Origin of the sequence: Desulfolutivibrio sp., from assembly GCF_036584575.1 — a bacterium.
In the GTDB taxonomy this organism is placed as follows: domain Bacteria; phylum Desulfobacterota; class Desulfovibrionia; order Desulfovibrionales; family Desulfovibrionaceae; genus Desulfolutivibrio.
Map to the genome: position 1 here is coordinate 1 of NZ_JAZHDB010000115.1, position 23,806 is coordinate 23,806.

A 23,806-nucleotide genomic window follows, 5' to 3' on the forward strand; every position below is an offset into this window, starting at 1 on the left:
ATCGGCAGCGGGGTCGCCGTCATGTACCTAAGTTGGCAAGCCGGTTTTGTTATTCTGGCGGCGATCTTTTTCCTATGTCTTCTTGGGTTTTATGTCTTCGCGCCGCGCGCCGCCGCCTCCGGCTTCCCGGCCAGATTCGATTTCGCGGGATTCATGCTCCTTTTTGTCGGCCTGACGACAATACTGCTCGCCTTGGCAAAGGCCAGCACCTGGGGCGTTTTTTTTGCGAACTCGCAGGCTCCGTTCTCCATATACAACCTTTCCCCATGTTTGTTTTTCGTGCTGGCGGGCTTCGCCGTGTTGTTCAGTTTTTCGCGGCGCGAAAGCATGCGGGAGCGAAAATACGGAAAAGACGCCGTCCTTTTGCGAGGCGTGCTTTTGATGAATCCCGGCGTCCGGGCCGGTCTTTTCATGACCGGCTTCTATTATTACCTCGCCATGGGCGCCGCTTTTGTCCTGGTGCTCTACCTTCAGATCGTTCTCAAGTATAATGCCGTGATCTCGGGCGCCATTTTCGCCGTCGTCTCGGTGGGCATGATTGGAGGATCCCTGTTCACACCGAAGTTCGGCCAAAACTTTTCCCTCAGAGGAATAAGCCTCGCGGGCATTGGACTGAGCGTTGCGTCCACGATCCTGATCGTCATGGCCATCGGCCCGGACGGCTTTTCATTCTGGCTGTATATCGGAGCGTTATTCCTTGGAGTGGGCTCCGGCATGGTCACGGCGGAAGCCCCCTGCGCCGTCACCACGGCCATTGAAGACGCCTTCCACGACAAACAACTTGCTGGCCAATCCTCGGGCGCCCAGGGAGCGGCGCGCAACATCGGCCAGGCCATAGGCTTGGCCCTGGCGGGGCTTGTGCTCGTGGTCGGGCTGACGACGTTCACAAAAACGGAGATACTGAAGAACAGGTCGTTTCCCCCGGCAGTGGATGACCTCTCCCGCATGGTCGACAGCATGGCCTTTGTGGTGGACGACGATGTCCGGTCATTTTTGAAAAAAAAGAACATTGAGGGGCAATACGTCGAAGCGATCGTCGCGGATTACAACAAAGGGCGCATTTTCTCGGTACGAGCGTCCCTTATGCTTCTCGCCGTCGGCGGCGCTTTGTTTCTCTTCCCGGCTATGAACCTGACCACCCGTAAACTCAAGGACTTGCGGGGCTGACAGGTTCGTTAAGGAAAACGCCATGCGTACGAGGTATCGGGGCCTACGCCTTTACATCGGCATTCTGCCGTTTCTTTGCTCCCTTGGCCTTTCCGGCGACGCTTTGTCTGCTGAGAGCGGCGCCAGCCACTATATGCAGGGGGCCTACGGGGACTTCCTCATGGCCTATGTTCCGGGGGCTGGTATTTCCGTGCGCAACGATACGGTCTACATGGCCGCCCATATGGACGGCGCGAGCAAGGGCGGCCACGTCTACGCAGGGATCGACCAGACCATGGCGATGAACATCACCACCCTCACCGCCATGTTCGAAGTTCCGGCCATCGGCGGCTTCCTTGGCCTGGGCGTAGGCCTTCCTTTCATCGTCACCGAACATGTCACCGGCAACGTGGCCTTGGACTACGGCGCAAGGTCACGCCGGATCGGCTATAGGTCCGAACATCATCTGGATTTCGGCGGCGGCGGGGATCGGGGGGGGCTTTCCGACATTTTCCTTATGCCGCTTATCGCAAACTGGCAATTCGGCGAATGCCATCTGACCGTCATGCCCATGGTCTTTTTGCCGACGGGCTATTACGATAAAAATACGCTTACCGACCTCGGGATGAATTACTTCACCTTCGACGGCAACGTCGCGTTCACTTGGCTGCATGAAAAGCAATACGAGCTGTCTTTCAATACCGGGTACATGATCAATACCGGGAACTTGGCCACCCACTATTTGTCCGGGAACCAGATTCATGTGGATTGGACTCTGGCCTATCACGTCAATGAAGCGCTGGCCTTTGGCGCGGTGGGGTATCTCTTCACCCAGACCACGCCGGACTCGGGTCCGGGTGCGACCTTGGGCGGATTTTTCTCCTCGGGCGCGGGGATCGGCCCGGCCGTCACCTATACGGCGCCCCTCGGGAGTAAGAATTTCACGTTTGAGACCAAGTGGCTTCACGGTCTGGGCGCCACGAATAGCTTTCTGGGCGAGACGTTTTATGGTTCGCTTATCGTGGCTTTTTGAGTAATGGATGCGGGTGGGGCGAGGTTGAGGTGGTCGCGGATGGTTGGACAGTTTTGCGGCGAGGTTAAGCTATAGTCCGGTTGCTGCTCATGCCGCCTTCGAGGCCGATTGGCCTTCTTGAGGCGGATTTGGTTTTCTTGGACACAATTTGTATGAATCTTAGTGCCAAATGAGAACCGAATCATGAGACAAGACGAGCGCGAGGAGGGACAGGGGAGGGACGCTTTTATGGCGTGCCTGTTCCCGCCGGGGGCGTCGTGGCCGCCACCGTGGGCGCATCCCCCAGGATCGCGATGTCCGGGTCGCCGGGCACCGTATAATCCGGATTGAGCAGTTCGGCGCGGTGGTTTTCCCCAACAAGCCAGGGGGCGTCGGTTTTTTTCACGGGCAGGGAGATGTCCAGGCGGCTTATGGTCTTGCCCTTGGTGTGAGACCGGGCCCACAGGGTCCGGGGCACGGGCTGGGGCATGGCCGGGGTGCCGAAGCCATGGCCGGCGCCCAAAAGCACGTCGAACACGTCGGGGTTGGCGGTGAGAAACGCCTCTTCGGGCATGCTGCCCCAGGGGCTTATCCCGATGACCAGATCGGCCTTGCCGCGCATCTCCCGGGCGGCGGCGACGACGGCGGCCCGGGCCTTGGCCTCGGGGTCGGCCCCGGGTTTGGCGGTCACGGGAAAAAACACGAAACCCAGGCGCACCCCGCCCCGGGGAACCACCCTGGTCTGGGGCGCGCCGGACAGCACCACGGCCCCCTGGGGCAGGGCGAGGCCCGACCGGGACAACATGGCGGCCTCTTCCGGGGCCAGGCACAGGACATCCGGGGCCAGCCGGGCCAGGGCCGCAGCCATGGGACCGGCCGTTCCCGCCGGGGCCTGGACGTCACCCGGTTCCAGGAATTCGTAGGGGCCGACCACCTGGACGAGGGCGGCGTCGGACGGCAGGCCGTCCCGAACCCGATGCACAAGCGTGGCCCGCCGGGCCATGCCGCCGACGGTCTTGCCGCCTCAGGTGGGACAGGGCGAAAAGGCCCCGAAGGTGTTGGCCGTGAAAATCACCGCCAGGGAGTCGGCCGCAACAACATGGCCGACCCCGCACATCGACCAGACTACGGCGAGAAGAAAGAGGATCGCGAGGCGTTTCACTGGGAGTCCCGGGCTATTGGTTGATGAATTCCTTGAGTTCCTTGCCGGGACGGAAAAACGGAAGCTTTTTGGGGGCCACGGTGACCACGTCCCCGGACTTGGGGTTGCGCCCGGTATAGCCCTTGTAGCTTTTGATCTTGAAGCTGCCGAAACCCCGAATCTCCACCCGGTCGTCGTTGACCAGGGCCTGCTTGATGGATTCGATGAAGGCGTTGACGATGTCGGAGGCTTCGTCCACATGCAGCTCCCTGGCCTCGGCCAGGTTTTTGATGAGTTCGCTCTTGTTCATTGTGCGTTCCCTTGCGGTTTTGTCCCGTGCGGCCCTCGGCCCCGGTGACCTTGACATGCGACCCCTGATCGACCCCTCGAATTCATGCATCCATTTTAAAATCTTGCCGAAAAAGGGGGCGGGTCGTCAAGGGCTAGGAGGCCCGTTCCAAAATATTCTTGAGAATAGTGCCCTCTTTGAGCTTCGCGCCGAGTTTTTGCCGGTGGCGATGGATTTTCACGGCCACCGCAATGATGTCCTGGGCCGCCGGGCAGGTGGGGGCGTGCTTCATCAGCGGCACCTGGCGGCGCACGGCGTCGGGCACGGCGGCGTCCAGGCGCACGCTGCCCAGAAAGGACAGGGACAGCCCCAGGAAACGCTCACAGGCCGCGGCCAGCCGGTCGAAGGTCCGCTGGCCCTCCTTGGCGCTGGCGACCTGGTTGACCAGGACATGGAAGTTCCGCACCCGGTGCTTGGCCGCAAGCACCTTGATCACGGCATAGCCGTCGGTCAGGGAGGTCGGCTCCGGGGTGACCACCAAAATGGGCATGCGGCTCATGGAGGCCGCCGACAGCACGTTGGAGCTTATCCCCGCGCCATGGTCCAGAAAAAGGTAGTCATAGCGGGTAAAAACGCTGTTGAGCTTGGAGAACAGGGCCTCGCGCATGTCCTCGTCCATCTCCAAAAGCTCGGGCACGCCGCTGGCCGAGGGCAGGAAATCGAACCCGCCGCTCTCGATGGGGTAGACCACGTCCTCGGCCGTGGCCCCGGGCCGGAAGAGATCCTGGAGATTTTTTTCCGGGGACAGTCCCAGGAGCACGTCGATGTTGGCCAGGCCCACGTCGAAGTCCATGAGCAGGAGCCGGTGTCCGGCCTTGAACAGGGCAAAGCCCAGGTTCAGGGCCATGTTGGTTTTGCCCACGCCGCCCTTGCCGCTTAAAATGGAAACGCTCAGGGTGGCGTTGGGATTTTTTTCCGTGATGTCCATGGCAGGTCACATCCTTCACGAGCCGGTAAACAGGAATTTTTTCTCGTCGGCCCCGACCAGGGTATCCTCCGGAGGCAGGGCGAGATCCACCAGGGGGGCCTTGACCACCCGGTTTTTGCCCTGGGACTTGGCCTCGTACAAGGCCTGATCGGCGGGGCCGAACAGCCCGTCGCGGGTGAGCGCCACCTTGCCCTTGGTGCAGGCCAGTCCGGCCGACACCGTCACCCGCAAATCCGAGGCGAAGTGGCCACAGTCCACACGAAGCCCGGCCACGGCGGCGATGATGCGGCGCACCGCCCCTTCGGCCCGGGAAAGGCCGAGCCCCGGCAAGACCAGGGCGAATTCCTCGCCGCCGATGCGCGCGGCGAAATCATAGGTGCGTTTGGCCTCGGCGATGACCGTCGCCACCCGGCGCAGCACCTCGTCGCCGCACAGGTGCCCATAGGTGTCGTTGACGGCCTTGAAGTCGTCCAGGTCCAGGATGGCCAGGGACAGGGACGTGCCGTTTCGCGTGCTGCGCTCAAGCTCCGCCGCCAGGGTGCGCTCGAAGGCGGAGCGGTTGGCGAGCCCGGTCAGATGGTCGTGGTCCGAGAGATGGGCCAGCTCCTGGATCGTCTTCTGGATGCGCTTGAGATGCGGCAGTGGGTGTCCCCTAAGGGGCATGACCAGCCATTCGTGCAGGTCGTAGTTCTTGGCCAGGGCGTCCCATTCGGCAAGCGGCAGGCCGCTGCACAGGCGCAAGAGCACGACGTCATCCTCCTTGCCCGGGGCGCCGCCCGGGCAGGAGACCGCCCGTTCGGCCAACAGTCGACGCAAGGCTAATATTTCGGCCAGGATGGCCTCACGGTTTTCGGCCGTGGCGGGATCAGTGTTGTCTGGCATCGCTTTGCCGCAACAGGAAGCCACGGATGAACTTGTCCAGATCCCCGTCCAAAACCGCGTCCACATCGCCCATGTCCACCCCTGTGCGGTGGTCCTTGACCAGCCGATAGGGCTGCATGGTGTAGGTCCGGATCTGGCTGCCGAATCCGATGGCGTTTTTGGCCTCGTAGTCCACCTTCTTTTCGGCCTCGATCTTTTGCAGCTCCAATTCGTAGAGTCTGGCCCGTAAAACCTTGAGGGCCGATTCCCGGTTGCGGTGCTGGGATTTCTCGTTCTGGCATTGGACCACGATGCCCGAGGGCAGGTGGGTGATGCGGATGGCCGAACTGGTCTTGTTGACGTGCTGGCCGCCCGGGCCGCTGGCCCGGAACACGTCCACGCGCAGATCCTCATCCTTGATCTCGATGTCGATGTCGACCCCCACGTCGGGATAGACGTCCACCGAGGCGAACGAGGTATGGCGGCGGCCCGAGGCGTCGAAGGGCGAAATGCGGATCAGGCGGTGGATGCCCTTTTCGCTGCGCAACAGCCCGTAGGCATAGGGGCCGCAGATCTGGAGGGTGACGCTTTTGACCCCGGCCTCGTCGCCCGGCAAAAAGTCCAGGAACTTGACCTCGAAATTCTCCCGTTCGCACCAGCGCCGGTACATGCGCAGGAGCATCTCGGCCCAGTCCTGGGCCTCGGTGCCGCCCGCACCGGGATGAATCTCAAAGATGGCGTCCGCAGTGTCCTCGGGTCCGGTGAAGAAGGCGGCCATCTCGGCTTTTTTCAGCTTCTCGCCCAAAAGGACGATCTGGTCCGACAGGGTCTCAAGCACCTCCTGGCCGCCCTCGTCTTTGGCCAATTCCAGCCATTCCTCCAGGTCGTCGCGCACCCGGCGCAATTCCGCCAGACGGTCCACCCTGGCGACGATCAGGCTTTTTTCCCGCAAAACAGGGGTCAGGCGTTCGGGATTGTCCCAGGCGTCGGGGCGAACCAGTTCGCGTTCGATTTCCTCAAGGCGTCTCTGGTCGGCATCGATGTCAAAGACGCCTCCACAGGTCTTGGAATTTATCGGTCAGTTCCTTGGCTTGGGTGCGCAATTCCGGATATTGGAGCATATTTTTCCGTGTGGAGGGGTTTTTTGCCGGTTCAGCGGATTTTGTTCGAACGCCTGCGCGGCACGGACAAAAGGGTCAACGTCCCCAAAACCGCCGCGATCCCGGCGCAGGTCCAATGGATCAGGCCGCGATACGAATGGAAGGGGGTCTGTTCCGTCAACAGGGCCGCCCCGCTGTAGGCCAGGGTTTCGGCGGCGAACAGGCCGCTTTGGGCCAGCACCCGGCCCCGGGGGTCGATCACGGCGGAAATGCCCGTGTTGGTGGCCCGGATGAGGAATCGCCCCTGTTCCACGGCCCGAAGCGCGGCCAGATCGAGGTGTTGCAGGGGGGCTGAAGAACGGCCGAACCAGGCGTCGTTGCTGACGTTGATCAGGATGTTGGCCCCGGCCTCCACGCTCGCCTGGGCCAATTCCGGGAATATTGCTTCATAGCAGATTAAAAGCCCCAGGGCAAGATTGCCGTGGCGCAGGGGGGCGGCGTTCTGGCCCGCTACGAAATCGCCCACGCCGTGGGCCAGCTTGGACAAAAACGGCAGGTATTCGCCAAAGGGGATGTATTCCCCGAAGGGCACCAGGTGGGCCTTGTCGTAATGGGCCGGGGTCTCGCCGTCCGGGGTGACCAGATAGACCCGGTTGTAGAGGGAATAGCCGTCGTCGCCCCGGGCATAGGCCGGGGAGCCGGTGACCAGCGGCACGCCGCGCTCCCGGACGAAACGGGCCACCGAGGCGGCCAGGACGTCGCCGTCCTGAAAATAGAAGGGCATGGCGGTCTCGGGCCAGACCAGAAGATCCGTGGCGGCCTCGCCGACCTGCTTGGCGGAAAGGTCGAGGTAGGTGTCCACCGTGGCCTTTTGGTAGTCGGGATCCCATTTGAGGCTTTGGTCCACGTTGCCCTGGACGATGCCGACCCGGATGGCCGGGGCCTCGGGCAGGGGCCGCTTGAGTTCGAGGTTGCCGAAGACCCCGACGCCGACCAGGACGACCACCCCCAGAAGGGAGGTCAGCGAGAAATAGCGTCCGGCCGCGACCCAGGCCATACAGGCGGTCAAAAGGCCCGCCAGGGCGTAAGCGCCCAGGATGGACGCGCCCTGCACGGCGAAGGGCCAGGGGCTCAGGGCGGCGGTCAGGTTGAGCCAGGGAAAACCCGAAAAAAGCGTGCCCCGGCCGATCTCCACCAGGGTCCACAGGGCCCCGGCAAAGAGACCGAAGGGCAGAGGGGCCAGCCGGTGGGCCGCCGGTTGCAGAAGGGCCGCGAAAAGGGCCACATAGGCCCCCATGGCCAGGGCCAGGAGCACGGGCATGGGCAGGGCCAGGATCCAGGGCAGATGCCCGTAGAAGCGGATGGGGATGGCCGTCCAGTAGAGCACGCCCAGGGCGCCGATGGTTCCGGCGGCCAGCCCGGCCTTGGCGGCCTGGCCCGGGGTTTTTGCGGCAAAGGCCGCCTGGGCCATGGCCAGGGGGAAAAGGAGGATGAGCCCCGGAAACCGGTAGACCGGATTGGCGAAACCTATCCAGGTTCCGACGATGGCGAGCGTAATGGGAAAAAACATGGCAGGCGACTGTATCTCCGGTCGGTGTTGCGTGGTGCTTAGAGGGATAATTCCTCCACCAAAATCCAGCGGACCTGGCGTTTGTCGCTTTCCCTGACCGTAAACCGCCATCCCTCCAGGGTGAAGGTGTCGCCCTTGCGCGGCACCCGGCCGGCCAGTTCGCTCAAGTAGCCGCCGATGGTCTCCACCTGTTCGGATTCGATGCGGATGCCCAGCCGCTCGTTGAGATCTTCAAGGGGCGCGCGGCCGGAGACCAGCAGGGTGTGCTCATCGATGATCTGCAATTCCTCCGGCTTGTTCGGCTCGTGCTCGTCCTCGATTTCGCCTACGATCTCCTCCAAAACGTCTTCCAGGGTCAATAGCCCCGAGGTGCCGCCGTATTCGTCCAGGGCGATGGCGATGTGTTTTTTGCGGCCGCGAAATTCGAGCAGCATGCGCCGGAGGTTCAGGGTCTCGGAGATGAAAAGGGGGTCGCGCAGGATGGATTCCAGATTCGGATGGGGCGGGCAGGCGTCGGCCCCCTCGGGGGCGAGCATGGCCTTCAGCAGATCCTTGGCATAGACCACGCCAACCATGTGATCCCGGTTTTCCTTGTAAATGGGGATGCGCGAGTGCCCGTGCGTGACGATCAGGCGGCAGACCTCGTCGAATCCGTCCGTGAGGTCGGCGCAGATGATGTCCGGCCGGGGGATCATGATGTCGGCCACCTGCTTTTTTTCAAGGCGCAGCACGTTTAGGAGCATGGAGGCGTCTTCAGGCAGGATGCGCCCTTCCGTGCGCGCCTCCTGGATCAGGGCCTCAAGGGATGCGTCGTCACGCTGGCGGAAAAATTTGGTGATGGAGTTCCAGAAGGTACTTTCCGAATCGTCTTCCAAAACGGGTTCCTCCCGTAGACGTTTTCGACCATGACGCGTTGCCGTCCTGTCCGGCATAGGGGACGCATGTGCCGGAATGACGCGCGTTTCGTCATCGTTTTGTGGCGATTAGCATGAACCTTCCGGGGCGTCCATGGGGGGCAAACCGGAAAAATCCGGTCCCGGGGGCTATTTTCCGCGTGCCCGGTACATGTCCAGGTGTTTGGCGTAGGCCCAGTCGTCCACGGCGGGCACGCCGCCACCCTGGGGCGCCTTCCAACCCAGGCGGGCGGCGTTGTCTGCGGCGGGTTCGCCGAACCCCACGAAGCGCAGGCCGAAGGCCCGGCTCCCGTCGGGGGCGTCGGCGGCGTAGACGTTCATCACCTGGCACGCCAGCCGGAACAGGATGCTTTCGTCCGCAGCCTGGCGGTCGGTCAGACGCAAAAACAGGTAGACCCGTCGCCCGGGGACCAAAAGGGTCAGCCCGGTGCGTAACGCGTCGCCGCGCAGGGACAGGCGCATGCCGCCGCCGGAGACATTGTCCAGGTTGATGTCCGGGGCCGTGGTTTCGGTCAGGGTCAGGTCCGGGTGTCCCCAGGTCTCGGGGTCGTCTGGGCGGTGCGGGTCGCCTCGCACGTGGGTTTCGGGCCAGATGTCCAGTTCCCGGACATCGGCCCGGCCGGGTTCCACGCGCAAAAAGGCCCGCTTCTGCTCCATTTCCAGGCACCTGGGCAGGGATACCGTGATCTGGGCGAACTGTCCGGGAACCACCCTGACGTCCGTGATCTCGGCCACGAAGGTGTAGAAATTCCACTGTTCCGTGGTCGGATCCTGGCGCAGGCGGAAGTCGCATTCCACGCGCTTGCCGATCCAGCCCCGGTTGGCCTGCACCCCGGCCGACAGTTCAAGGATCAGGCTGTCGGAATACACCTCGCTTAAGGCCGCATCGGTGAAGGCGCCCATGGACTCATCGCGGGAGAAGGTCAGCCGGATCTTGCTGCGACGGCGCAGGGCGCTTTGGAAGATGTCCCGGATGGTGTCGGGCTGGGTGATCCAGGTCAGCGGGGTCAGGCGGACCTCGCCGGTGGACCGGGATTTGACCAGAAAGGCGAAGGCCACAAACACCGCAAAGCCGCCGAAAAAGACAGCGGTGATGATGGCCGCCTCAGGGGAGAAATCGCTGACTGCGATGGAATTGCGCATGCGATCCACCCAGCCTGGGTCGAAGAGGGCGGACGGAACGAACCACGGCGCGTCGTGCATGCTGTATCTTCTAAAGAATCCTGGGCACATGCTCAAGACAATTCCCGCAATTGCCTGCGGCCCTTTTTTTGCTTTTGAACCGACGGGGGAAATTTTTGCCCGCCCCGGCGAAACCCTGCAACCCGAAGGAGGCCATGGGCATGTCCACGGAGAGCGTCAGTTCATCCTCGTCTTTATCGTATCTCTATGAAATCTTGGGGATTGACAAGACATCGACCTCATCCGTCACGTCAACGACCGAGACCGGCACGGAATCGAGCGACACCGCGGCGATTTCAAAGAGCGGGTCGTTTTTGCAGCAGCTCGCGAGCCTGCAGCAAAGCGACAACGACACCTTTAAAACCGTGGCCCAGAACATCGCCGACGATCTGACCGCCGAGGCCGAGGCGGAGACCGATCCGCAACGGCAGCAGATGTTGACCGAACTGGCCGCCAAGTTCTCCGAGGCCGCCGCCTCGGGCGAGATGCCGGATCTGCGGCCGCCCGATTCCGCCGGAAACGCCATGTACGGGCCGCCTCCGGGCGACGACTCGGGCGGGCTTTTAGGCGAACTCGAATCGCTTTTCGAGTCGAACCTGGCCAGCGTGACGGCGTCAACCTCGTCCGACTCGTCGTCGTCCTCGACCTCGTCCTACGTGTAAGCTTCCATGCCGGCCAGGCCGGTGACGCCTTCACGGGGGTTGGCACGGAAGCGAACCCCACCCCCCTCTTTCTCCGTTACTTCTCCCGTAATCCCAGACCGTCGCGACGCATCGCCTCCAGGAACCCTTTCCCGGGCGTGTCCGGCGGCGTGTCGCCCCGAAAGGGGGGCTGGGAACGTCCCGGCAGGCCGGACGGAGGCTGCCGACAAAGGCGACAGCCTCGAAAATCACGCGCAGGTTGCCGCGCAGCCGCGCCGTAAGCGATAGATTTTCGTTGCCTTCCGCCCGGAGCAGTGCCGCCGTTGACGGCGCAAAGCCCCTTCCGGGGCTTTGTCCTCAATCCGAGTCCGGCCTGCCGGACGGTTCTGATTTCGAAAAAACGCGGGTGTTTTTCCAGGGAAACGCGACAGGGCGCGCCAGGTCATCCTGGGCCGTCGGCGGGGCTATTCCGGCAGGGCGCAAAGCTGGCGCAGGGCCTCGTAGAGCAGGATGGAGGCGGCGTTGGCCAGGTTGTGGCTGCGCACGTTTTTGCTGACCGGGATGCGCACGGCGGCGTGCCCCGCCGTCAAAAGCTCCTCCGGCAGGCCCGTGCTCTCCGGCCCGAAGACCAGCAGGTCGTCCGGGTGGAATGCAAAGCGGTGGTAGGGGGTTCCCGCATGCCCCCGGTTGCCCGAGGTGGTCAGAACCAGGCGGCAGGGGCCGTCTCTGGCGTCCAGAAACGCCTGGAAATCCGGCCAGACCGAAAGCCTGACGTGGGGCCAGTAGTCCAGGCCCGCCCGTTTGAGGTAGCGGTCGGCCAGGGAGAATCCCAGAGGCTCGATGAGGTGCAGCCGGGTGTCCGTGCCCGCGCACAGCCGGGCCACATTGCCCGTGTTCTGGGGAATCTCCGGATTGAAAAGGACAATCTCGATCACGCCTCTTTTCCCTTGCGATAGACCGTGGCCGTAAACGTGGCCAAAAGCACGCCATCCTCGTCGGTCACGTCCACGGCGTAGGCGGCGATGGTCCGGCCCGCCGACAGCTCCCGGGCCTCGGCGAAAAGCGGTCCCTTCTTCCCGGGTTTGACAAAGGTCATGTTCGCGTTGATGGCCACGGCCGAGTGGTCTCCGGAATTGGCCGCAGCGGCCAGGGCCATGTCGGCCAGGGTGAAAAGCGCCCCGCCATGGACCATGCCCAGGCCGTTTCTGTGCCGGTCGTCCGGATCAAGGCGCATGCGGGCCCGGCCGGGTTCGATGAAAATCGCCTCGACGCCCACGAAACGGCCAAAGGCGTCGCGATCCATGAATGCTTTCATACCAGGCGCCTCCAGAGCGGAAAATGTTTGGCAAAGATGGCAAAAAAGCCCGTGAGGCCCGATTTGTCAAGGCTGGCGTTGTGCGCTATAGCGCGATGCGGAACCCGACGGGGCAGGGGAGGGCGTCAATCGCCCTCGGCGGGCCGTCCCGGGCATGGCCGCAGGCGAAAAAACAATCACGGACGCGGCGCTCCGTGCGTCCGGAGAACCGGGCTTTTTCTGACGGAAAAATGCGCATAATCCTTTTTATCCCCGCCGCGCTGGCGGTTCTCTTCCTGGTGGCGCCCTCCACGGCCCGTTGTTACACGGCGCAGGAGAGCATTATCCGCTACCACCAGTTCATCGAAACGTGCAAGGAACGGATTGCCGAGGACGAAAAGACGCTTCGGGAATACGAGGTCGAGATGCGTCGCACAGTGGAAAACGACCCGGTTTCGGTGCGTCGGCGTACCGAGTTGCGCATCATAAAAAAGCACTATAACGACGAGATCGAAGCCAACAAGGCCAAGATCGTGGACTATTACAGAAAGATTCAGGAGCTTAAGGCGCATGGAAAGGAAGGCCAATAATGCTTCTGGAGAGGATGCGGCCGCCACAAAAACGAAAGCCCCGCAGATGCGAGGCTTTGTGTTGCATTCGGTGGTGGGCGGTCGGGGATTTGAACCCCGGACTTCCACCGTGTGAAGATGGCACTCTAACCGCTGAGTTAACCGCCCACTTGGAAAGATAGAAGAAAATTCCGGCCGAGGCAAGGATTTTGTGACGCCCCGTAAGCGAGCGTGGCGCAAAGGCCACCCAATCGACAAGAAAACGTAGAAAAAAGGCGGAGATATGCGCATATTGGTCACCGGCGGATGCGGCTTTATCGGCTCCAATTTCATCATCCACATGTTGGGCGCCCACCCGGACATGGTCATCGTCAACCTGGACAAGCTGACCTACGCCGGGAACCCGGCCAACATGGCCGGGGTGGAAAAGGCCTATGGCGGTACGCGCTATTTCTTCGTCCGGGGGGACATCGGCAACGCCGAACTGGCCGCCCATCTGTTGACCACCCACAAGATCGACGCCGTGGTCAACTTCGCGGCCGAGACCCATGTGGACCGCTCCATCCACGACGCCTCGCCGTTTATCCAGACCAACATCGTGGGAACCCAGATCCTTTTGGAGACGGCCCGGGCCGTGGGCGTGCCGCGCTTCGTGCATGTCTCCACCGACGAGGTTTACGGCACGCTCGGGCCCGACGGAAAATTCAGCGAGCAAACGCCCCTGGCCCCCAACAGCCCCTATTCCGCCTCCAAAGCCGCAGCGGACATGCTGGTCCGGGCCTGCCACGAAACCTACGGCTACGACACGGTCATCACCCGCTGCTCCAACAACTACGGTCCCTACCAGTTCCCGGAAAAACTCATTCCGCTGATGATCTCCCGGGCCAAAAACGACGAGCCGCTTCCGGTCTACGGCGACGGCCTAAACGTGCGGGACTGGATCTACGTCCTGGACCACTGCCGGGGGGTGGAGCTGGCCCTGCTCAAGGGCCGTCCCGGCGGGGTCTACAACTTCGGCGGAAACGCGGAAAAGCCCAACCTCGAGGTGGTGAAGACCATCCTGTCCGCCCTGGGCAAGCCCGACAGCCTCATCAGGTACGTCACCGACCGCCCCGGCCACGACCGTCGCTACGCCATGGACTTCAGCCTGGCCCACAGCGAACTCGGCTTTGCCCCGGCCTATGATTTCATGCGCGGCATGGCCGAAACCCTGGCCTGGTACGAAGGCCACGCGGCCTGGATGGAGGACGTCAAAAGCGGCGCCTACACCCGGTTCATGACCGCCTGGTACGGGGAGCGCATATGAGCGGACACAAAAAAATCATCGTGCTCGGCGGCGTCACCGGCCTTTTGGGGGTTCCCCTGACCCAGGCCCTGCGCCATGTCGGCCATGCGGTGCTGCCCACCACCCGGGCCACCCTCGATCCTTTCGACCGCGCCGCCGTGCGCGCCGCCGTGGCCGAGTTTGCGGCCGACTGGATCGTCAACACCGTGGCCTATACCGCCGTGGACAAGGCCGAGGACGAACCCGACGAGGCGGCGCGTCTCAACCGCGTCCTGCCCGGAAATCTGGCCCGCATCTGTCTGGAGACGGGCGCCGGGCTTGTGCAGTATTCCACGGATTTCGTCTTTGACGGCAAAAAGACCTCGCCCTATCTGGAGACCGATCCCGTGTCCCCCCAAAGCGTTTACGGCAAGACCAAGCTGGCCGGGGAACGGGCCATTTTGGAAACGGGCCTGGAACGATATCTCATCCTGCGCACGGCCTGGCTTTTTGGCCCCGGCAAGACCAACTTCGTGGAGAAAATCCTGGGACTTGCCAAGACCCGCGACGTGCTCAAGGTGGTCCATGACCAGGTCGGCTCCCCCACCTTTACGCTGGATCTGGCGGCCAACACCACAGCCCTGCTCGACGCCGGGGGGACGGGCCTTTTCCACCTGGTCAACTCCGGCCGGGCCAGTTGGTGCGAACTGGCCTCCGAGGCGGTATCCACGGCCGGAATCAACTGTGAGGTGCTGCCCATCACCTCGGCCGACTATCCCCAAAAGGCCAAACGCCCGGCCTATTCCGTGCTGGACACCGGGAAGTTCGCCCAGGTTGTCGGATATTCCCCCCGGCCCTGGGTCCAGGCCTTGCGGGAATACGTCTACGGGCTGCCGACCGAAGGCGAATAGGCCCCGAAGCCCTGCCCTTTCATGGATGGGGCCATTTGTTCGGCCCGTGCCCGGTGATGGTGCGGCGGTCGTCCGGCCTGAACCATGGGACTGGAAGACCGGGAGTCTGTAAGCCTGTGAGGCTGGGGGCCTGGGGGCTGCGCCGGGACCGCCCCTGCAAGCTTGCCGTCGCCCTGCCTGCCGTCTCGATCCTGTCCAAGCCATGAGGGAGCGGATATGAACCCGGCGCTTTTCGTCGTCGCCGCGATACTGGACCGCATTCTCGGCGATCCGCCCGGCTGGCCGCATCCCGTGCGGCTGATCGGGGCCGGGCTGAGGCGACTGGAGCGCGCCGCCCCGGTCTCGCCCTTCCCACGCCGTCTATACGGCGTGGCCGTGACCCTGGCCCTGGCCTTGGCCTGCGCCCTGGTGGTGGATCTGTGCGTCTCCCTGCCCGGGGCGGGCGGGCTTTTCGCCGTGTATTTCGCCTTTGCCGGGCTGGCCCTGGGCAGCCTTTTGCGCGAGGCCCGGGCCGTTTTGCACCTGCTTGAGGCGGGCGATCTGCCCGGGGCGCGGCGGGCCCTGGCCGGGCTGGTCAGCCGGGACACGGCCCGCATGGACGCCTTGGCCGTGCGCCGGGCCCTGGCCGAGACTGTCAGCGAAAACTTCAACGACGGATTCGTGGCCCCCCTGTTTTATTTGGTTCTGGGCGGCCCGGCCCTTCTGTGGGCCTACAAGGCCGTCAGCACCATGGACTCCATGTGGGGCTACCGCACGCCGCACTATCGGGAGCTGGGATGGTTTTGCGCCCGGGCCGACGATGCCCTGGCCTTTGTCCCGGCCCGGTTGTCGGCCCTGGCCCTGGTGGGCGGCGGGTGGGCGATGCGTCGTCGGCCGGTCGGCGTCTGGTCCCGTATTCGCCGCGACGCCGGGACCATGGCCAGCCCCAACGCCGGTTGGCCCATGGCCGCCGCAGCCTGGGTGTGCGGCGCGGGCATGGGAGGGGCGGCGGTCTATTTCGGCCAGGCCGTGGACAAGCCGCGCCTTGGTCCGGACGGCCAGTGGGACGGGCCGCATCTGCGGCTTTTGGTGCGTGTGGTGTCCCGGGCCGGGACGGGACTTGCCGTGGCCGGGATGCTTATGTTTTTTTTGATATAACGATTTTTGGCCGTGCGGCCGTCCCCATGCAGGCTGAAGTCTTCGCGTATCCCGCTCGTATTGTTTGGAAATCAGAATTCACTCAGCAAAAGAGAAAATCGTTGACCATATCCGCGTGGAAGGGATATGGGGAAATCATGTCTATTTCTTAAGGAGGGCCTTACTCATGAGTTTCGAGGGCAATGTGAAATGGTTCAGCGACAAGAAGGGCTACGGTTTCATCATGCGCGAGGGTGAAGATGACGTGTTCGTCCACTACTCGGCGATCCAGGGCGAGGGGTTCCGGACGCTGCGAGAGGGCGAAGTCGTCGCGTTCGAGATCGTTGAGGGCGAACGCGGACCCAAAGCCTCCAACGTGGTCCGGGGCAACTAGTCCCGAGCCAGGTATTTGCTAAGGGAAATCCCCCGCTGGTGAGGGCCGGCGGGGGATTTTTCTTTTTTTGGACGCAAAGGGGGGAGGCGGCGGCTACCGCCCAAGCTCAATGCTGCGGTCCCGGGCCATGGCCACGGCCTCGATGATGGCCGCGCGCACGGCGGAGCGGTCCAGGTGCAACAGGGCCTCGATGGTGGTTCCGGCCGGGGAGGTGACCATTTCCCGAAGCAGGCTCGCATGCTGCCCGCTCTCGATGCCCATCTTCACCGAGCCGCGCAGAAGCTCCATGACGATGTCCGTGGACAGGGCCCGGGACAGGCCCACGTACACCCCGGACTCGATCAGCGCCTCCATGAAGTACATCACGTAGGCCGGGCCGCTTCCCGACAGGGCGGTGAAGGCGTCGAAGTCCTTTTCGGGCAGGGGGAAGGTCTTGCCGATGGCCGAAAAGAGTTCGAGCACCAGGCTTTTTTGCGCCTCGGCAAGCTTCGCATCGTCCAGGCACACGGCATAGGAGCCGGCCCCGACCAGGGCCGGGGTGTTGGGCATGATGCGCACCACCGGGCAGCGTCCGCCGGACCAGGCGGCCAGCTTTTCCTGGGTGATGCCTGCGGCGATGGACACCAGGCACTTTCCCTTGGCCAGGGCCGGGCGCAGGGCTTCCAGCACCTCGCGCATGTGCTGGGGCTTGACGCACAGAACCACGTAGTCCGCGCCCGTGGCCACGTCCAGAGGGCTTTTGGCCACGGCCATGCCTGTTTCCGCCGCCAGTTCGGCCAGCTTTGCGGCGTTGAGGTCGAAGCCGAGCAGATCCGCCTTCCCCAGGGGGGAAAGCCCCCGGATGATGGCCGCGCCCATGTTGCCCGTGCCGATGAAGCCGACGACGGGGGCCATCAGCCCACGATCTCCAGGTTGGAGAAGAAATAGGCGGTCTCGAAGGCGGCGGTCTCCGGCGCGTCGGAGCCGTGCACGGAATTTTTCTCGATATCCAGGGCGTAGCGCTTGCGGATGGTGCCTTCCTCGGCGTTGGCCGGGTTGGTGGCGCCCATCAGCGTGCGGTAGCGGGCGATGGCGTCGTCGCCTTCCAGGATGGAGACCACGACCGGCCCGGAGCACATAAACGCCGTCAGGTCCGCGAAAAAGGGCCGGGCCTTGTGAACGTGGTAGAATCCCTCGGCCTGGGCCTTGGACATGTGGATCATCTTCATGGCCACGACCGTGAGGCCGCTGTCCTGGATCATGTTCAGGATGGCCCCGGCCAGGTTGCGGGACACGGCGTCGGGTTTGATGATCGAGAGGGTGCGTTCCATGCGGCATGACTCCTTGGGCTTATATGGTTCGTTGGCGATGGCCGGACGCCGGAAACGGCGCGTCAGGCCAGAAGCATCTTGTCGGACATGGCGTCGTCCGCCGCCTCGCCGTCCCCGTCGCGCAGGGAATGGAAGCGGCGCAGCAGATCCTCGACGGTAAGACTCTGTTTTTCCTCGCCTCGCACATCCAAAATGACCCTGCCCCGGTGCATCATGACCAGCCGGTTGCCCAGGCGGATGGCCTGGTGCATGTTGTGGGTGACCATCAGCGTGGTCAGCCGCTTTTCAGCCACGATGCGCTCGGTCAGATCCAGGATGTGGGCTGCGGTCTTGGGGTCGAGCGCGGCCGTGTGCTCGTCGAGAAGCAGCACCCGGGGTTCGGCCAGGGTGGCCATGAGCATGGTCAGGGCCTGGCGCTGGCCGCCGGACAGAAGCCGCACCCCGGCCTGCATACGGTTCTCCAGGCCCAGCGACAGGCGGGCCAGGGCCCGCCGGAACCTCTCCCGGTCCCGGGCCTTGACCCCGGGGGCAAGCCCCCGGCGCTGGCCGCGAAGACTCGCCAGGGCCAGGTTCTGCTCGATGGAAAGCGAGGCGCTGGTGCCCAAAAGGGGGTCTTGGAACACCCGGCCCAGAAACGCGGCCCGGGCGTATTCGGGCAGGGTGGTGATGTCCCTGCCGTCCAGGACGATGCGTCCGGCGTCGGGGAAAAAGCATCCGGCCAGGCAGTTGAGCAGGCTTGACTTGCCCGCGCCGTTGGACCCGATGACCGTGAGGAAGTCCCCCTCTTCGATGTCCAGGGAAATGCCGTCGAGGGCTGCGACTTCGTTGGCGCCGCCCCGGAAAAAGGTCTTGGAGATGCCGGTGAGCGTCAGCATCGCCGTCCCGCCAGCCTGGCGCGCAGGGTGGGCAGCGTCAGGGCCGCGACCACCACCAGGGCGGTGATCAGGTTTAAGTCGCTCGGGGTCACGGCCAGGCTGCCGATGCGCAGGTCCAGGGCCAGGGCGATGGCCAGCCGGTAGGCCACGGACCCGGCCAGGGCGGCGGCGATGGTCCGGGCCAGCCCGCCCCTGCCCAAAAGCGTCTCGCCGATGATCACCGAGGCCAGCCCGGCCACGATGGTTCCCACCCCCATGTTCACGTCCGCCGCGCCCTGGTTCTGGGCGACGAGCGCCCCGGACACGGCGGTCAGGGCGTTGGAGAGCCCAACTCCCAGGATGACGGTCACCTGGGTGTTGACCCCAAGGGCCGTGATCATGCGCGGATTGTCGCCCGTGGCCAGGGTGGCCTGGCCGAATTCCGTGGACAGGTACCACACCAGGGCGACGGCGGCCAGGACGGACAGGCCGCCGTAGAGCAGGGGACCGGCGGCGTGGGCCGGAACGCCCAGTCCCGTGAGGGCGGAAAGGACCGTGGGCTTGCCCAGAAGCGTCAGGTTGGGGCGGCCCATGATCCGGATATTGATGGAATACAGGGCGATCATGGTCAGAATGCTGGCCAAAAGGTGCAGGATCTTGCATTTGGCGTTGAGCAGGCCGGTCACGGCCCCGGCCGCAAACCCGGCCATAAAGGCGAACGCCAGGGACAGGTAGGGGTTGACCCCGGCGGTGACGGCCACCGAGGAGACGGCCGCGCCGAGCGGCAGGCTGCCGTCCACGGTCAGGTCGGGAAAGTCGAGCACCCGAAAGGTCAGGTACACGCCAAGGACCATCAGCCCATAGACGAATCCCTGCTCCACGGCTCCAATGAAGGCATAGTAGGTCATGTCGGGGTGTTTTCCACACAGGCCGGGCAGGGTTTTTCTCCCGGCGCAGGCAGCGGCCTTACCGCGAATCGCGGGAATCGGCAAGGGCGCGTGGCGAGGGATTGCGCTGCGTGCCTCCGGCTTCGGCGCAGGCCTGGCCGGACAGACCATCCCCCCGGGGCGCCCCCCTCGTGAGTGAAGAAAAGGCATGGACAGCAAGGGGTGGGTCATTGTCGCTCTTGCGTGATATCCTTTATCTGGTAAAAAGAAGATAAAGGATATGATGTCGCCATTTCGGGCAACGCGGCCGACGTCGGTGATGCGGCGCAGGGAAACGGCAAACACGGGGGAAACGCCATGAGCGAAGCAGAAGCATCCGGAGTTTTCGAGATCGGACTGGCCATGGCCGGGGCAATATCTGGAGGCGCATATACGGCCGGGGTCGTCGATTTTTTGATTCAGGCCCTCGACGAATGGGAGAAGGCCAAGACGACAAACCCCGGGGACGACACGATCCCGAAGCACACGACCCGGCTTCGGGTGTTATCCGGGGCTTCTGCCGGGGGCATGACCGCCGCCGTCCTGGCCGCGTCGCTGCACGAAGGGTTTTTGCCGGTGACCGGACTGGCGACCGGCCAGCCCGCGCCGCCCAACAACAAGCTCTACGACTGCTGGGTGAATCGCATCGACATCAGTCATTTTTTGGGCGTCCTGGATCTTGGGCCGGGGAAGAAGGTCGTGTCACTTCTGGATTCCACGGTCCTTGACGGCATCGCCGACTATGCCTTCGGGCCAGCCCGCAGGCAGACAACCGGCATCAACCGCCCCTATGTGGACGAGCACCTTGATATCTTTCTGACCATCGCCAACCTGCGCGGCGTACCCTACACGGTGGGTTTTAAGGGCGGGTCCACGTCGGGCCACGAGCAGGTGCAACACCAGGACTCTGTCCGCTTCGTCCTGGGGACCACGCCTCCCGCCGAGCCGCTTGGGGAGGCTCTCTTCCTCAACGCCGCCGCGCGGCGTGGGCCCCATTGGGACATTTTCCGGAAGGCGGCCCTGGCCACCGGGGCCTTCCCCGTGGGATTGGCCCCCCAGGTCATGACCCTGCCCATGGCCCCCTACGGCAAGCGCACCTGGGACATCCCCCGCGAGGTGGAATGTCCGGAACCGGGCAAGAAAAAGGTGAAGTTCGATGTCGTCCCCATCACCCCCGACTGGGAGGGCCTCGGCGTGGCGCCCGAACCCGAGTGGGACTTCATGGCTGTTGACGGCGGGCTCATGAACAACGAGCCTTTCGAACTGGCCCGCAAGGCCCTGGCCGGGGGCGACTGCTCCAATCCTCGCACCCTGGACGAGGTGCGCCGGGCCGTGCTCATGGTGGACCCCTTCCCGGAGGCGGAGTGGGACTGGAAGGCCACGCGGCAGACCTATCTGGAGGCCGACATCGTGCAGGCGGCCAAGTGGATGTTCTCCGCCCTCAAGGCCCAGGCCCGGTTCAAGCCGGAGGAGATCGCCCTGGCCTTGAACGAGAACACCTACAGCCGTTTTCTCCTGACCCCGAGCGCAGGGGATGCCGGGGGGAACTGGCCGGCCATGGCCGCCGCCAGCCTGGGCGGGTTCGGCGGCTTTTTGTCCCGGAAGTTCCGGAATTACGACTTCCAACTCGGCCGCCGCAACTGCCAGAGATTCCTGCAGGACCATTTTGTGCTGCCCCTGGGTACGCAGCACAACATACAGGCGGTGCAAAAAAATCCCGTCTTCGGGAACTACAAGTATTTGAACAAATCCCCGTACACGGACAGCAAGGGCCTGCCCGTGTTGCCCATCATCCCCCTGTGCGGGGGGCTCAAGACAACGGAAGAACAGATGATTCCCAGGCAGGACATTCTGATGGAGGCGGCGGACATCGCCTCCCTGGAAGCCCCCATCCAAAGGCGGATCAAGGCCCTGGCCGCGACGTACGCGGCCGGGATGGACCAGGGGTTCGCCAGATGGCTGATCAGGCGGGTGGTGAACTGGAAGGCGCCTGGAATGGCCAGGGATCTGGCGGCGTACATCCGTAAGGCGTTGCAGGCCAACGGTCTGGCCTGACGCCCTGCCGCGCCCGGCGCGATCCTGCCCGGACTGTGGCAGGGTCGCGCTTGGCGGCGGCGCTGTGGAGTATTTTCATTGTAAAAAAGTATGGAATATTTTTGACTCCGGGCATTCCCCTTCGCGGCAGGCTGTATTATCTGCATCGAATGGAGAAAACCGCACCCGCGCCGAGGTGTCCGAAAAGGGGCGCGCCCGGGGCCGGGTAAAGCGAACAAGGAGCGCCCTATGTGGGAATACACCGACAAGGTCCGGGACCATTTTTTAAACCCCCGAAACGCCGGGACCATGGACGACGCTGACGCCGTGGGCGAGGTGGGCAGTCTGGCCTGCGGCGACGCCCTGAAGCTTTTTCTCAAGATAAGTGACGCGGGCGTCATCACCGACGCCACGTTTCAGACCTTCGGCTGCGCCAGCGCCATCGCCTCAAGCTCGGTGTTGACCGAGATGCTCAAGGGGAAGACGCTCGAGGAAGCCAAAAAGATCTCCAACAAGGACATCGCCAACGCCCTGGGCGGGCTGCCCAAGGAAAAGATGCACTGTTCGGTCATGGGCCAGGAGGCCCTGGACGCGGCGCTGAAAAGTTACGCGGGCGAGGCCGCTGTGGCCCACGAACCCGAAGGGGAGCTGGTCTGCAAGTGTTTCGGCGTCACCGACGTGCAGATCCGCCGGGCCATCCGGGAAAACGGCCTGACCACGCTTGAGGAGGTCACGGACTTCACCAAGGCCGGGGGCGGCTGCGGCGACTGTCATGAACGCATCGGCCAGATTCTAGCCGAGGAGCTTTCGGGGGTCGCGCCCGGGGCCGCGCCCGCCAAGGCCGGGGGCGAGGGGAAAAAGCCCCTGACCAACCTGGAGCGCATGCGCCTGGTCACCAAGGTTATCGACGAGGAGATCCGTCCGGCGCTCAAAAACGACGGCGGCGACCTGGAGCTTGTGGACATCGAGGGCCGCGTGGTGCTCGTGTCGCTGCGCGGGGCCTGCGTGGGCTGTCCGTCGAGCAAGCTGACCCTGGCCGATTTCGTGGAACGCAGGCTGCGGGAAACCGTGGACCCGGAGATCACCGTCAAGGAGGCCCGCTGATGCAGCCCATCTACCTGGATAACAACGCCACCACGATGGTCGCCCCCGAGGTGCTGGAGGAGATGCTTCCCGTGCTTCGCGACCACTACGGCAACCCCTCCAGCATGCACTCCTTCGGCGGCTCCGTGGGCGCCCTGGTGAAAAAGGCCAGGGCGCGCACGGCCGAGGCCCTGTCCTGTCGTCCGGAGGAGATCATCTTCACCTCCTGCGGCAGCGAGGGCGACAACACGGCCATCCTCTCGGCCCTGCGGGCCAACCCCGAAAAGCGGCACATGGTCACCACCAGGGTGGAGCATCCGGCGGTCCTAAGCCTGGCCAAGCATCTGGAAACCCAGGGCGTCGCCGTCACCTACCTGGGCGTGGACGCCGCGGGCCGCCTGGACCTGGACGAACTGCGGGCGTCGCTTCGCAAGGACACGGCCCTGGTGTCGATCATGTACGCCAACAACGAGACCGGGGTGGTCTTCCCCATTCCGGAAATCGCGGCCATGGTCCGGGAGCGCGGCATCGCCATCCATACCGACGCGGTGCAGGCCGTGGGCAAAATTCCCCTATCGCTCACGGACATGCCCGTGGACTATCTGACGCTCTCGGGCCACAAGCTGCACGCGCCCAAGGGCGTAGGCGCGCTCTACGTGCGCCGGGGCACGCCGTTTCGGCCGTTTCTCATCGGCGGGCACCAGGAGCGCGGCCGCCGGGCGGGCACCGAGAACACCCCGGGCATCGTGGCCCTGGGCCGGGCCATGGAGCTGGCCGTGGCCGGGATCGAGGACGAGAACACCCGCGTCAAAGCCCTGCGCGACCGCCTGGAGGCGGGCCTTGTGGCCGCCATCCCGGACAGCATCGTCAACGGCGACCCGGCAAGCCGCCTGCCCAACACCACCAGCATCGCCTTCAAGTACGTGGAGGGCGAGGCCATCCTGCTCCTTTTGGACACCTTCGGCATCTGCGCCAGTTCCGGTTCGGCCTGCACCTCGGGGAGCCTGGAGCCGTCGCATGTGCTGCGGGCTATGGGCGTGCCGTTCACCTTCGCCCACGGCTCCATCCGGTTCAGCCTGTCGCGCTATACGACCGATGCCGAAATCGATACGGTGCTGCGGGAGATGCCCGGGGTCATCGAGCGGCTCAGGAAGATGTCCCCGTTTTCGGCCGCAACCGACGAAAAGCCGTCCTGTACCTGTTAACG

26 protein-coding genes and 1 tRNA gene are annotated in these 23,806 nt (G+C 64.0%); 12 read left to right on the forward strand and 15 right to left on the reverse strand.

Features of this window, described 5'->3' with window-relative positions; translation table 11 throughout:
• Positions 1 to 1,167 (forward strand): MFS transporter (locus V3572_RS08850; RefSeq protein ID WP_332110626.1); only part of this gene is annotated, 1,167 nt, incomplete at its 5' end.
• A gap of 22 nt (positions 1,168 to 1,189) precedes the next feature.
• The gene (locus V3572_RS08855) at positions 1,190 to 2,179 is read left to right on the forward strand and encodes a SphA family protein (protein WP_332110627.1); all 990 of its coding nucleotides are present in this window, start codon (positions 1,190 to 1,192) and stop codon (positions 2,177 to 2,179) included.
• Between the two features lie 226 nt (positions 2,180 to 2,405).
• Here the strand turns inward: V3572_RS08855 and V3572_RS08860 are convergent, their stop codons facing one another.
• The 8 genes from V3572_RS08860 to V3572_RS08900 form a co-directional block, all read right to left on the reverse strand.
• Entirely contained in the window at positions 2,406 to 3,320 is a 915-nt protein-coding gene (locus V3572_RS08860; RefSeq protein ID WP_420705190.1) for a UshA-like (seleno)protein family 2, read from the reverse strand.
• A gap of 13 nt (positions 3,321 to 3,333) precedes the next feature.
• Positions 3,334 to 3,609, reverse strand: a complete 276-nt coding sequence (locus V3572_RS08870; protein ID WP_332110630.1) for an HU family DNA-binding protein — start codon at positions 3,607 to 3,609, stop codon at positions 3,334 to 3,336.
• A gap of 133 nt (positions 3,610 to 3,742) precedes the next feature.
• Positions 3,743 to 4,576, reverse strand: coding sequence for a MinD/ParA family protein (locus V3572_RS08875; protein WP_332110631.1), 834 nt, complete (start codon positions 4,574 to 4,576; stop codon positions 3,743 to 3,745).
• 15 nt (positions 4,577 to 4,591) lie between these two features.
• Complete coding sequence (locus V3572_RS08880; RefSeq protein ID WP_332110632.1) at positions 4,592 to 5,458, reverse strand: GGDEF domain-containing protein; 867 nt, start codon at positions 5,456 to 5,458, stop codon at positions 4,592 to 4,594.
• Positions 5,442 to 6,558 (reverse strand): peptide chain release factor 2 gene (gene prfB, locus V3572_RS08885; protein ID WP_332110633.1). Its coding sequence is split into 2 segments (ribosomal slippage): positions 5,442 to 6,482 and positions 6,484 to 6,558, totalling 1,116 coding nucleotides; the frame shifts between segments, so codons are not numbered across the junction. Before prfB ends, V3572_RS08880 begins: the two co-directional genes overlap by 17 nt.
• A gap of 31 nt (positions 6,559 to 6,589) precedes the next feature.
• Positions 6,590 to 8,107 (reverse strand): apolipoprotein N-acyltransferase, encoded by a 1,518-nt coding sequence (lnt, locus tag V3572_RS08890; RefSeq protein WP_332110634.1) that lies wholly within the window; start codon positions 8,105 to 8,107, stop codon positions 6,590 to 6,592.
• A gap of 38 nt (positions 8,108 to 8,145) precedes the next feature.
• A complete protein-coding gene (locus V3572_RS08895; RefSeq protein ID WP_332110635.1) occupies positions 8,146 to 8,982 on the reverse strand; it encodes a hemolysin family protein in 837 nt (278 codons plus the stop codon).
• A gap of 168 nt (positions 8,983 to 9,150) precedes the next feature.
• Positions 9,151 to 10,224, reverse strand: a complete 1,074-nt coding sequence (locus V3572_RS08900; RefSeq protein WP_332110636.1) for a hypothetical protein — start codon at positions 10,222 to 10,224, stop codon at positions 9,151 to 9,153.
• A 28-nt stretch (positions 10,225 to 10,252) separates the two neighbouring features.
• On the opposite strand from V3572_RS08900, the gene V3572_RS08905 reads away from it, so the two are divergent.
• Entirely contained in the window at positions 10,253 to 10,414 is a 162-nt protein-coding gene (locus V3572_RS08905; RefSeq protein ID WP_332110637.1) for a hypothetical protein, read from the forward strand.
• Positions 10,415 to 10,517: 103 nt separating this feature from the next.
• Positions 10,518 to 10,865, forward strand: coding sequence for a hypothetical protein (locus V3572_RS08910; protein ID WP_332110638.1), 348 nt, complete (start codon positions 10,518 to 10,520; stop codon positions 10,863 to 10,865).
• Positions 10,866 to 11,308: 443 nt separating this feature from the next.
• Here V3572_RS08910 and V3572_RS08915 read toward each other — a convergent pair whose 3' ends face one another.
• On the reverse strand, positions 11,309 to 11,779 hold the full coding sequence (locus tag V3572_RS08915) for a tRNA (cytidine(34)-2'-O)-methyltransferase (protein ID WP_332110639.1): 471 nt from the start codon (positions 11,777 to 11,779) through the stop codon (positions 11,309 to 11,311).
• Positions 11,776 to 12,159 carry a PaaI family thioesterase gene (locus V3572_RS08920; protein WP_332110640.1) on the reverse strand — a complete coding sequence of 128 codons (384 nt, stop codon included), beginning with the start codon at positions 12,157 to 12,159 and terminating at the stop codon, positions 11,776 to 11,778. The genes V3572_RS08915 and V3572_RS08920 overlap by 4 nt, the downstream gene beginning before the upstream one ends.
• A 230-nt stretch (positions 12,160 to 12,389) precedes the next feature.
• Between V3572_RS08920 and V3572_RS08925 the strand changes: the two genes are divergently transcribed.
• On the forward strand, positions 12,390 to 12,728 hold the full coding sequence (locus tag V3572_RS08925) for a hypothetical protein (protein WP_332110641.1): 339 nt from the start codon (positions 12,390 to 12,392) through the stop codon (positions 12,726 to 12,728).
• 71 nt (positions 12,729 to 12,799) lie between these two features.
• Here the strand turns inward: V3572_RS08925 and V3572_RS08930 are convergent.
• Positions 12,800 to 12,875: transfer RNA gene (locus V3572_RS08930), tRNA-Val, on the reverse strand.
• Positions 12,876 to 12,990: 115 nt separating this feature from the next.
• Here V3572_RS08930 and rfbB point away from each other — a divergent pair.
• From rfbB to V3572_RS08950, 4 genes are all read left to right on the forward strand, one after another.
• Positions 12,991 to 14,013, forward strand: a complete 1,023-nt coding sequence (gene rfbB / locus V3572_RS08935; protein ID WP_332110642.1) for a dTDP-glucose 4,6-dehydratase — start codon at positions 12,991 to 12,993, stop codon at positions 14,011 to 14,013.
• Entirely contained in the window at positions 14,010 to 14,882 is an 873-nt protein-coding gene (gene rfbD / locus V3572_RS08940; RefSeq protein WP_332110643.1) for a dTDP-4-dehydrorhamnose reductase, read from the forward strand. The genes rfbB and rfbD overlap by 4 nt, the downstream gene beginning before the upstream one ends.
• A 216-nt stretch (positions 14,883 to 15,098) precedes the next feature.
• Complete coding sequence (gene cbiB / locus V3572_RS08945) at positions 15,099 to 16,019, forward strand: adenosylcobinamide-phosphate synthase CbiB (RefSeq protein WP_332110644.1); 921 nt, start codon at positions 15,099 to 15,101, stop codon at positions 16,017 to 16,019.
• 166 nt (positions 16,020 to 16,185) lie between these two features.
• Positions 16,186 to 16,392 carry a cold shock domain-containing protein gene (locus V3572_RS08950; protein ID WP_163300437.1) on the forward strand — a complete coding sequence of 69 codons (207 nt, stop codon included), beginning with the start codon at positions 16,186 to 16,188 and terminating at the stop codon, positions 16,390 to 16,392.
• Positions 16,393 to 16,485: 93 nt separating this feature from the next.
• Here V3572_RS08950 and proC read toward each other — a convergent pair whose 3' ends face one another.
• The 4 genes from proC to V3572_RS08970 form a co-directional block, all read right to left on the reverse strand.
• On the reverse strand, positions 16,486 to 17,286 hold the full coding sequence (proC, locus tag V3572_RS08955; protein WP_332110645.1) for a pyrroline-5-carboxylate reductase: 801 nt from the start codon (positions 17,284 to 17,286) through the stop codon (positions 16,486 to 16,488).
• Positions 17,286 to 17,702: a nucleoside-diphosphate kinase gene (gene ndk, locus V3572_RS08960; protein WP_332110646.1), complete on the reverse strand. Its 417-nt coding sequence runs from the start codon at positions 17,700 to 17,702 to the stop codon at positions 17,286 to 17,288. Before ndk ends, proC begins: the two co-directional genes overlap by 1 nt.
• Before the next feature lie 62 nt (positions 17,703 to 17,764).
• Entirely contained in the window at positions 17,765 to 18,577 is an 813-nt protein-coding gene (locus tag V3572_RS08965) for an ABC transporter ATP-binding protein (RefSeq protein ID WP_332110647.1), read from the reverse strand.
• A complete protein-coding gene (locus V3572_RS08970) occupies positions 18,571 to 19,464 on the reverse strand; it encodes an ABC transporter permease (protein ID WP_332110648.1) in 894 nt (297 codons plus the stop codon). Before V3572_RS08970 ends, V3572_RS08965 begins: the two co-directional genes overlap by 7 nt.
• Before the next feature lie 336 nt (positions 19,465 to 19,800).
• Here V3572_RS08970 and V3572_RS08975 point away from each other — a divergent pair, with 336 nt between their 5' ends.
• The 3 genes from V3572_RS08975 (at position 19,801) to nifS (ending at position 23,804) form a co-directional block, all read left to right on the forward strand.
• Positions 19,801 to 21,537 (forward strand): hypothetical protein, encoded by a 1,737-nt coding sequence (locus V3572_RS08975; protein ID WP_332110649.1) that lies wholly within the window; start codon positions 19,801 to 19,803, stop codon positions 21,535 to 21,537.
• A gap of 228 nt (positions 21,538 to 21,765) precedes the next feature.
• Positions 21,766 to 22,620: a Fe-S cluster assembly protein NifU gene (gene nifU, locus V3572_RS08980; RefSeq protein ID WP_332110650.1), complete on the forward strand. Its 855-nt coding sequence runs from the start codon at positions 21,766 to 21,768 to the stop codon at positions 22,618 to 22,620.
• Positions 22,620 to 23,804, forward strand: a complete 1,185-nt coding sequence (gene nifS / locus V3572_RS08985; RefSeq protein WP_332110651.1) for a cysteine desulfurase NifS — start codon at positions 22,620 to 22,622, stop codon at positions 23,802 to 23,804. The genes nifU and nifS overlap by 1 nt, the downstream gene beginning before the upstream one ends.
• The last annotated feature ends 2 nt before the right edge of the window (positions 23,805 to 23,806 follow it).